This is a genomic window from Myxococcus sp. CA051A (assembly GCF_013336705.1).
Classification (GTDB): Bacteria; Myxococcota; Myxococcia; order Myxococcales; family Myxococcaceae; genus Myxococcus; species Myxococcus llanfairpwllgwyngyllgogerychwyrndrobwllllantysiliogogogochensis.
In genome coordinates this window covers 1-9,079 of the sequence record NZ_JABUMS010000046.1, presented here as the reverse complement: position 1 = coordinate 9,079, position 9,079 = coordinate 1, and the positions used below count along the sequence as shown (strand labels likewise).

Annotated in this window: 1 protein-coding gene; it reads right to left on the bottom strand. The window is 68.2% G+C overall.

What is annotated here, in order from left to right:
* Positions 1-9,079, bottom strand: a 9,079-nt coding sequence (locus HUA74_RS44750) for a non-ribosomal peptide synthetase (RefSeq protein ID WP_174459485.1), incomplete at both ends; no start/stop codon positions are given.

Genomic DNA, 9,079 nt, shown 5'->3' with positions numbered 1-9,079 from the left:
CCCGAGAAAGGATTCGGGACGAAGGCCTGAGCGGTGATGTCGGGGCGGGCGAGGTAGCCGTGAGCGAGGTGGGTGCCGCCGACGTACACCTCACCCGAGACGCCAATGGGGACGGGCTGGCCGAGGGAGTCGAGGACGTAGAGCTGAGTATGTCCGACGGGGGAGCCGATGGAGGGCAGGCGAGGCCAGGAGGAAGGTGCGCCCTGGAGCCGGAAGGCGGAGACGACGTGCGCCTCGGAGGGGCCGTACTGGTTTTCGAGGACACTGCCCGGGAGCTTCTCGAAGAAGGAAGCGAGGGTGGCGTTGACCTGGAGTTGCTCGCCGGCGGTGACGACTTCGCGGAGGGCGGAAGGAAGCGTGGCGCCGTGAAAGACGGAGTCCGCCATGGCCTGGAGGGCGACGAAGGGAAGGAAGAGACGCTCCACCTGCTGGCGGTGCATGAAGTCGAGCAGTGCGGGGATGTCCTGGCGGAGTCCCCCGGTGGGCAGGACGACGTGGGCGCCGACCCACCAGGAAGCGAAGAGCTCTTGAATCGAGACGTCGAAGTTGAGGGAGGCGAACTGGAGGGTGACAGCGCGAGGGTTGGGGGACTGACGAATCTGCCAGGCGAGGAGGAAGCTGAGGGCCCGGTGGGGCATGACGATGCCCTTGGGGATGCCCGTGGAGCCGGAGGTGTAGATGACGTAGGCGATGTCCTCGGTGGAGACGAGGACGCCCGTGGCCTGTGAGGACTGGCGGGAGATGGCGTCGGCTTCGGAGTCGACGAGGACGAAGCGCGCACTGGTGCTCGCGGGGAGGACGGAGGCGAGCAGGGAGTGGGTGAGAACGACGGGGGCGCGAGTGTCCGCGAGCATGAAGGCGAGGCGCTCGGGGGGGTAGTTGGGGTCGAGAGCGACGTAGAAGGCGCCGGCCTTGAGGGTGGCGAGGACGGCGACGGCCATGTCGAGGGACTTGTCGAGGCAGATGCCGACGGCGCCGCCAGGAGTCACGCCGCGAGAGGCGAGGTGGTGGGCGAGCTGATTGGCGCGTGCATCGAGGGCGGCGTAGGTGAGCGAGCGCGAGCCATCGGAGATGGCGATGGCGTCGGGCGTGCGGAGTGCCTGGGCCTCGAAGGGGCCGTGCATCGTCGTGACGGCGTGAGACTCGCGTGACGTGTCATTCCAGGAGACGAGGAACTGGTGACGCTCCTGCTCATCGAGCAGGGGAAGGCGCCACAACGTCTGGCTCGGGTCGCTGATGGCGGATTGCAGCAGCCGCGACAGGTGCGCGCCCATTCGCCGAGCCGTGTCCGGATCGAACAGGTCGGTGTTGAACTCGAGCAGGCCGCTGATGTCATCGCCATGGTCCGCGAGCAACAGGGACAGGTCGAACTTGGCGCTGCCGTAGGTGACTCCCACGGGGCCCGGAGCGTGTGCCGGCTCCTCATTGCGCGCCTCGGTGCGACGCTGACGCGGCGTGTTCTGCAGGGCGAGCATCACCTGGAAGAGCGGAGACCGGCTCAGGTCACGCTCGGGCTTCAGCTCGTCGACGAGCTTCTCGAAGGGCACGTCCTGGTGCGCATAGGCACCGAGCGTCGTCTCCTTGAGCTGAGCCAGCAGCTCACGGAACGTCATCGCCCCCGTCAGCCGTGCGCGCAGCGCGAGCGTGTTGGCGAAGAAGCCGACGATGCCTTCCAGCTCCGTTTGCTGCCGGTTCGCGATGGGTGAGCCGACGACGAGGTCGTCCTGCCCCGAGTACCGCGCCAGCAACGTGTGGAACGCGGCGAGCAGAACCATGAAGGGTGTGACGCCTTCGCGCTTGCACAGTGCACGCAGCGCCTCGGTCACCTCGGTGCTCAGGTGCACCGGGAGCGACGCGCCGACGTGGGTCTGCACGGGCGGGCGCGGCCGGTCGGTCGGCAGTTCGAGCGCATGAGGTGCGCCTGCGAGCTGCTGCCGCCACCAGGAGAGCTGTTGCTCCAGTGCCTCGTCGCGCAGCCAGCCGCGCTGCCACAGCGCGTAGTCCGCGTACTGGAACTCCAACGGCGCGAGCGGGGACGGACGCCCCTGGGAGAACGCCTCGTAGAGCGCGCTCACTTCGCGCAACAAGATGCCGTTGGACCAACCATCCGAGACGATGTGGTGCACCGTGACGAGGAGCACATGGCTCTGCTCGGTCACTCGCAGCAGGGATGCTCGCAGCAGGGGCGAGCACGTCAGATCGAAGGGCTTCTTGGCCTCGGCGGAGGTCAGTCGCACGAACTCCGTGTCCAGGGCCGTGCCTGTCAGGTGTCGGAGGTCGGTGACGGGAACGGACAGCTCGGCGCGCGGATGGATGACCTGAACCGCGGTGCCGTCCTCCTGCACGTGGAAGGAGGTACGCAACGCCTCATGGCGCTGCACGAGTTCCTGAATCGCGCGCTCCAACGCGGAGGTGTCCAGGTCGCCATCGAGCTGCTTGCTCGAGTGGATGTTGTAGGAGGCGTTGTTGGGCTCCAGCCTGTCGAGGAACCACAGGCGCTGCTGCGCGAAGGACAGCGGCAGCGGCCCGGTACGAGGCACCGCCACGAGCGGAGGCCGCGTGTTGGCCGGAGTCTCTCCACGGGCCGCTTCGACCCGCAGCGCAAGCTCACCCACGGTCGGCGCCTCGATGAGCGCGCGAAGGGGCAGCTCGACGTCGAAGGCCTTGCGGACGCGAGAGACGACCTGGGTGGCGAGGAGAGAGTGGCCGCCAAGGGAGAAGAAGTCGTCGGAGACGCTGACGGAGTCGAGGTGGAGGACCTCTGCCCAGATGGCGGCGAGGCGAGCCTCGGTGGGATTGCGAGGCGCGAGGAAGGAGTCGGTGGGGCCGGAGTCGGGAGCCGGGAGGGCCTTCCTGTCGAGCTTGCCGTGGGTGTTGATGGGCAGGGCGTCGAGGGCGACGAAGGCCGAGGGCACCATGTACTCGGGGAGGCTGAGGAGCAGCTCCGCGCGCAGGGAAGAGGTGTCGACGGAGGCCGGGGTAACGTAGGCGACGAGGCGCTTGAGGCCCGGGACGTCCTCGCGGACGAGGGCTGCGGCGTGGTGGACGGAAGCCAGCGCTTCGAGAGCGGCCTCGACTTCGCCCAACTCAATGCGGAAGCCGCGCAGCTTCACCTGGAAGTCGATGCGGCCGAGGTACTCAAGGTGGCCGTGGGCAAGCCAGCGAGCCTTGTCACCGGTTCGGTAGAGGCGAGCGCCAGGGACGGAAGAGAAGGGATTGGGGACGAAGCGCTCGGCGGTGAGGTCCGGGCGGAGGTGGTAGCCGCGAGCGAGGCCATCGCCGCCGATGAAGAGCTCTCCAGGGACGCAAATGGGAGCGGGCTGGAGAGAGGCGTCGAGGATGAAGGTGGAGACGTTGGAGAGCGGCCCACCGAGTGCGGGACGCGCAGAGGAGCGGATGGAGAGCGCGGTGGTGTCGACGGTGGCCTCAGTGGGCCCGTAGACGTTGAAGGCGCTCAGCGAGGGCGAGGACGAGAGCGCGGCCCAGAGGGAGTCGTCGATGGCCTCACCGCCGATGAGGACACGGAGGTGACGCCCGGACTCCGCGAGGCCCTCGTCGAGGAGGAGGCGGAGGTGAGAAGGGGCGCAGTCGAGGACGTCGAGCTGGTGCTTCTGAATCCAGGAGAGGAGCAGGGGGACGTCTTCGCGAGCGGCCTGAGGGACGAAGCAGAGGCAGTGGCCCTCGGCGAGGAAGACGAGCTGCTTGACGGAGGCGTCGAAGGAGAGAGGAGCGTTGAGGGAGATGCGGAGGGGGCGCTGGACGTCGGAGTAGACGGCAGAGGAGAGGGCGGAGAGGAGATTCACCACGGAGGAGTGGTGGACCATCACGCCCTTGGGCCTGCCGGTGGAGCCTGAGGTGTAGATGACGTAGGCGAGGTGGGAGGGAAGGGAGACGCGAGGAGGATTGGAGGTGGGGAGCGCGGCGAGAGAGGCGCGCAGTGCGGCGTCATCGAGGCAGAGGGCCGAGCAGGAGGCCGAGTCGAGACGAGGCAGGAGGTGGGACTGGGTGAGGACGAAGGGAGCGCCGGAGTCCTGGAGCATGAAAGCCAGGCGCTCGCGAGGGTAGGCGGGGTCGAGAGGGACGTAGGCGGCGCCGGCCTTGAGGATGGCGAGGAGGGCGACGAGGGAGTCGACGGAGCGCTCCAGGCAGAGGGCGACGCGGACTTCGGGCCCGACACCACGGGCGCGCAGCAGGTGAGCGAGCTGGTTCGAGCGCTGGTTGAGCTGAGAGAAGGAGAGAGAGGAGGAGTCGTCGAGGACGGCGAGGGCGTCGGGCGTGAGAGCGGCCTGGGCCTCGAAGCGCTCGTGGAAGGCGCCAGTCCAGGGCAGCTCGCGGCGGGTGTTGTTCCACTCGACGAGCACCTGACGGCGCTCCTCGGCCGGCAACATCGGCAGCTCACCCACAAGGGTATCGGGAGTGGTGATGGCGGCTTCCAGCAGGGTGTTCAGGTGTTCCACCCAGCGCGTGATGGTGGCCTCCTCGAAGAGGTCCACCCGGTAGCTGAGCCCACCGGCCAGGCCTTCCGGCGTCTGTGACAGGGTCAGCGTCAGGTCGAACTTCGTGACCTGAAGCTCCTGCGCGAATGACTCCAGGTGCAGCGGAGAGCTGTCCGTGGAGGTGCTCTCCACGGTGCGGTTCGCCACCGGGAGGTTCTGGAGCGACAGCATCACCTGGAAGAGCGGCGTGTGGCTCAAGCTGCGCTGAGGCTTCAGCTCTTCGACGAGCTTCTCGAAGGGAACATCCTGGTGCTCATAGGCGGCCAGCGTGGTGGCGCGGACCTGGGCCAGCAACTCCCGGAAGCGCAGCCCGGGGCGGACCTGCGTGCGAAGCACGAGGGTGTTCACGAAGAAGCCGATGAGGCCCTCGGTCTCCGTCCGGGTGCGCCCCGCGATGGGCGACCCGACGGCGATGTCGTCCTGTCCGGAGTAGCGAGCGAGCAACACCTGCCAGGCGGCGAGCAGCGCCATGAACGGCGTGGCCCCTTCCTGGCGGCAGAGCGTCATCAGGCGCTCCGTGAGCTCCTTCGACAGCCGCACGGGGCGCGAAGCCCCACGAGGATTGCGCACGGGAGGACGGGGCTTGTCCGTCGGCAGCTCCAGCAGCGGAGGAAGCGCTCCGAGCTGACGACGCCAGTACCCGAGCTGCTGCTCCAGCACGTCACCCTTCAGCCAGGAGCGCTGCCAGGCCGCGAAGTCCGCGTACTGGATGGGGAGCGCGGGCAGTCGAGCGTCTCCGCCCGTGGCGAAGGCTTCATAGAGCGCCGCGAGCTCCTGGATGAGCACCCCCATGGACCAACCGTCCGAGACGGCGTGGTGCATGGTGACCAGCAACACATGCTCCTCGGGTGCGAGCCGCACCAGCATCGCCCTGAGGACGGGGCCCCGGGCGAGGTCGAACGGGCGCTGAGCCTCCTCTGCGGCGAGTCGCCGTGCGTGCTCCTCGCGTTCCTCGGCGGGCAGGATGCCCAGCTCCACGATGGGCAGTGAGAACGGCGCGGCCGGATGGATGTGCTGAATCGGCTCGCCATCACGCGCGAGGAACGTGGTGCGGAGCGATTCGTGGCGTTCGAGCAGCGCGGTGAAGGACCGCTCCAGCGCGGCGGTGTGGAGCGTTCCACGCAGCCTCAGCGCGGAGGGAATGTTGTACGCGGAGCTGCCGGGCTCCAGCTGATCCACGAGCCAGAGCCGCTGCTGCGCGAACGACAGCGGCAGCTCTCCGGTGCGCGGCGTGGGAACCAGCGGAGGCGCTTGCCGTGAGTGCTCCTGCCGAGCAGCGGCGATGCGCGAGGCCAGCGCCGCCACGGACGGCGCCTCGAAGAGCGCACGCAAGGGCAGCTCGACCTCGAAGGCCCTGCGGATGCGAGACACCACCTGCGTGGCGAGGAGGGAGTGGCCGCCAAGCTCGAAGAAGTCGTCGGAGACGCTGACCTTGTCGAGACGGAGGACGTCCGCCCAGATGGAGGCGAGCACCTCTTCGGTGGGATTGCGAGGCGCGAGGAACGACGCGGAGGACGCGAATGCGTCGGGAGACGGGAGGGCCTTCCTGTCGATCTTGGCGTTCGTGGTGAGCGGGAACGCGTCCAGATGGAGGAGGAAGGAGGGCAGCATGAACTCGGGCAGCTTGAGCTTGAGGAACGAGCGCAAGGCGGCCGAGTCGATGGGAGCCGAGGACGTGAAATAGGCGGCGAGGCGTTTGTCGCCCGGCGTGTCCTCGCGCAGCAGGGCGAGGGCCCCCGTGACGGACGGATGAGACAGCAGCGCGGCTTCGATTTCGGGAAGCTCGATGCGGAAGCCACGCAGCTTCACCTGGGCATCGGAGCGGCCGATGAAGTCGAGCGCGCCGTCGTCGCGCCAGCGGACCAGGTCGCCGGAGCGGTAGAGGCGTGCTCCGGGCGTGGTGCTGAAGGGGTTGGGGATGAAGCGCTCGGCGGTGAAGTCGGGGCGGAGGAGGTAGCCGCGTGAGAGACCCTCACCACCGATGAACAGCTCACCCGTGACGCCAGGGGGAACAGGCTGGAGTGTGGCGTCGAGGACGAAGAGCTGCGTGCCGTGGATGGGGCGGCCAATGGGCAGCGACGTCCCGACGTCTTCGGGCCGGGAGACCGTGAACACGGACGCGAAGACGGTGGACTCCGTCGGGCCGTAGGCGTTGGACACAGGCACGCGCCACGCGCCGAGGGCCTTGCGGACGTGGACTGGCGAGACGATGTCGCCGCCGGTGAGGACGTGCTGCAACGAACTCCAGCCCGGAAGCTCGGAGTCCGCGAGCTGGGAGAACAGACCACTGGTGGCCCAGAGGGTGGTGACGCCGTGACGGGAGACGGCGAGTTCGATCTCCTCGAGGGACAGCGCATGCGGCGGCGGGACGACGAGCCGCGCGCCGTGAAGCAGAGCGCCCCAGATTTCAAAGGTGGAGGCGTCGAAGGAGATGGGCGCGAGCAGCAGGTGCGTCTGCTGGGGGCCGAACCTCGTGTAGTCGGGACCCACCAGGGTGCGAAGGACCGCGGAGTGCGGAGTGCCGACGCCCTTGGGCCTGCCAGTGGAGCCGGACGTGAAGTCGACGTAGGCGAGCGACATGGGCAGCGCAGCGAGCGGCAGCGCCCCCGCGGGCTGAGACGAGAAGTCGACGTCGTCGAGGACGAGGGTGGTGAGGCCCTCCGAGGGGAGCTTCGACGCGAGGGCTCGCGAGGTGAGGAGGAGCAGCGGCTGTGCGTCCTCCATCATGGAGGCGAGGCGCTCTAGGGGATAGCTGGCGTCGAGAGGGACGTAGGCGCCGCCGGCCTTGAGGATGGCGAGGAGGGCGACGACGAGGTCGAAGGAGCGCTCCAGCGAGAGTGCGACGCGAGAGTCGGTGGAGACGCCCAGGGCACGCAGGTGCCAGGCGAGCTGGTTGGACCGGGCGTCGAGCTGGCCGTAGGTGAGGACGTCCTCTCCGAAGAGGAGCGCGGTCTTGTCGGGAGAACGCGCGACAACGCGCGCGAAGACCTCTGGGAGGGTGGTGTCGGTATCCGTGACGAGCGGTGATGAAGCCCAGTCGACGAGGACGTTGCGGCGCTCGGCCTCCGTGAGGATGGAGTGCGCGGCGACGGGGACGTCGGGACGGGTGACGACGGCTTCGACGAGCAACTCGAAGTGACGCGCCATGCGCTCGACGGTGGAGCGCTCGAAGAGGTCGGAGTTGTAGCCAATTCCTCCGAAGACGCCGTCCGGTGTTTCGACGAGGCTGAGCTGAAGCTCGAATTTCGACGTGCTTCCGCTGATCTCCACCGGGCTGAGCGTCAGCTCCGTCTTCTGGATGGCGGAGGCCGGAGTGTTCTGGAGGACGAAGAGCACCTGGAACAGCGGGCTGCGACTCATGTCGCGGCTGGGCTGGAGCTCCTCGACGAGCCTCTCGAAGGGGATGTCCTGATGAGCGTAGGCGCCCAGCGAGGCCTCCTTCACCTGCCGCAGCAATCGCGGGAAGGACGCCTGTGAGTCGATGCGGGCGCGCATGACGAGCGTGTTGACGAAGAAGCCGATGAGCCCTTCGAGCTCCGAGCGGTGACGCCCCGCGATGGGTGAGCCGACGGTGATGTCGTCCTGGCCGGAGTAGCGGGACAGCAGGAGTTGCCACGCCGCGAGCAGCGCCATGAAGGGAGTTGCGCCTTCACGCTGGCAGAGAGCCTTGAGCTTCTCCGCGGTTGCGAGCGGGACGCTGACGTACACCTGCCCGCCGGCCGTGGTCTGCACAGTGGGTCGAGGCTTGTCGAGCGGCAGTTCGAGGGCCGTGAGGTCCGCGAGCTGACGGCGCCAGTACGCAATCTGCGCGTCCAGCACGGCACCCTGGAGCCAGCCACGCTGCCAGACGGAGAAGTCCGCGTACTGGATGGCGAGCGGCGCGAGGGGCGACGGCTTGCCGTGGGCGAAGGCGTCGTAGAGCGCGGCGACTTCCTGGGTGAGCACGCCCATGGACCAACCGTCGGAGACGATGTGGTGCATGTTGAGCGCGAGCACATGCTCCGTGTCGCTCAACTCGAGGACCTGAGCGCGGATGAGCGGGCCCGTGGAGAGGTTGAAGGGCTGCTGGTACTCCTCCTTGAGCCTGCGCTCTACCTCCGCACGGGTGCTCTCCTCGTCACGGCCTCGGAGGTCCACGCGAGTGACGGGCAGCTCGGCATGCGGCGCGATGACCTGCAAGGGCTGGTCGTCGCGCTGGATGAAGGTCGTGCGGAGCGCTTCGTGGCGGCGAACGAGTTCATCGAAGCTGAGCTGCAGCGCGTGGATGTCGAGATGCCCGTCCAAGCGGACGAAGGAGGGCATGTTGTAGATGGAGCTGCCGGGCTGGAGCTGGTCGATGAACCAGAGGCGCTGCTGAGCGAAGGAGAGAGGCAGCGGGCCGGAGCGCGGCACCGGGAGGATGGGGGGAGGTTGCGCGCTGAGGCTCTCGTGTGAGGCCGCGAGAATGCGCGCGGCGAGGGAGGCGACAGTGGGTGCCTCGAAGAGGGCGCGAAGGGGCAACTCGACGCCGAAGGAGGAGCGGACGCGAGAGATGACCTGGGTGGCGAGGAGGGAGTGGCCACCGAGTGCGAAGAAGTTGTCGG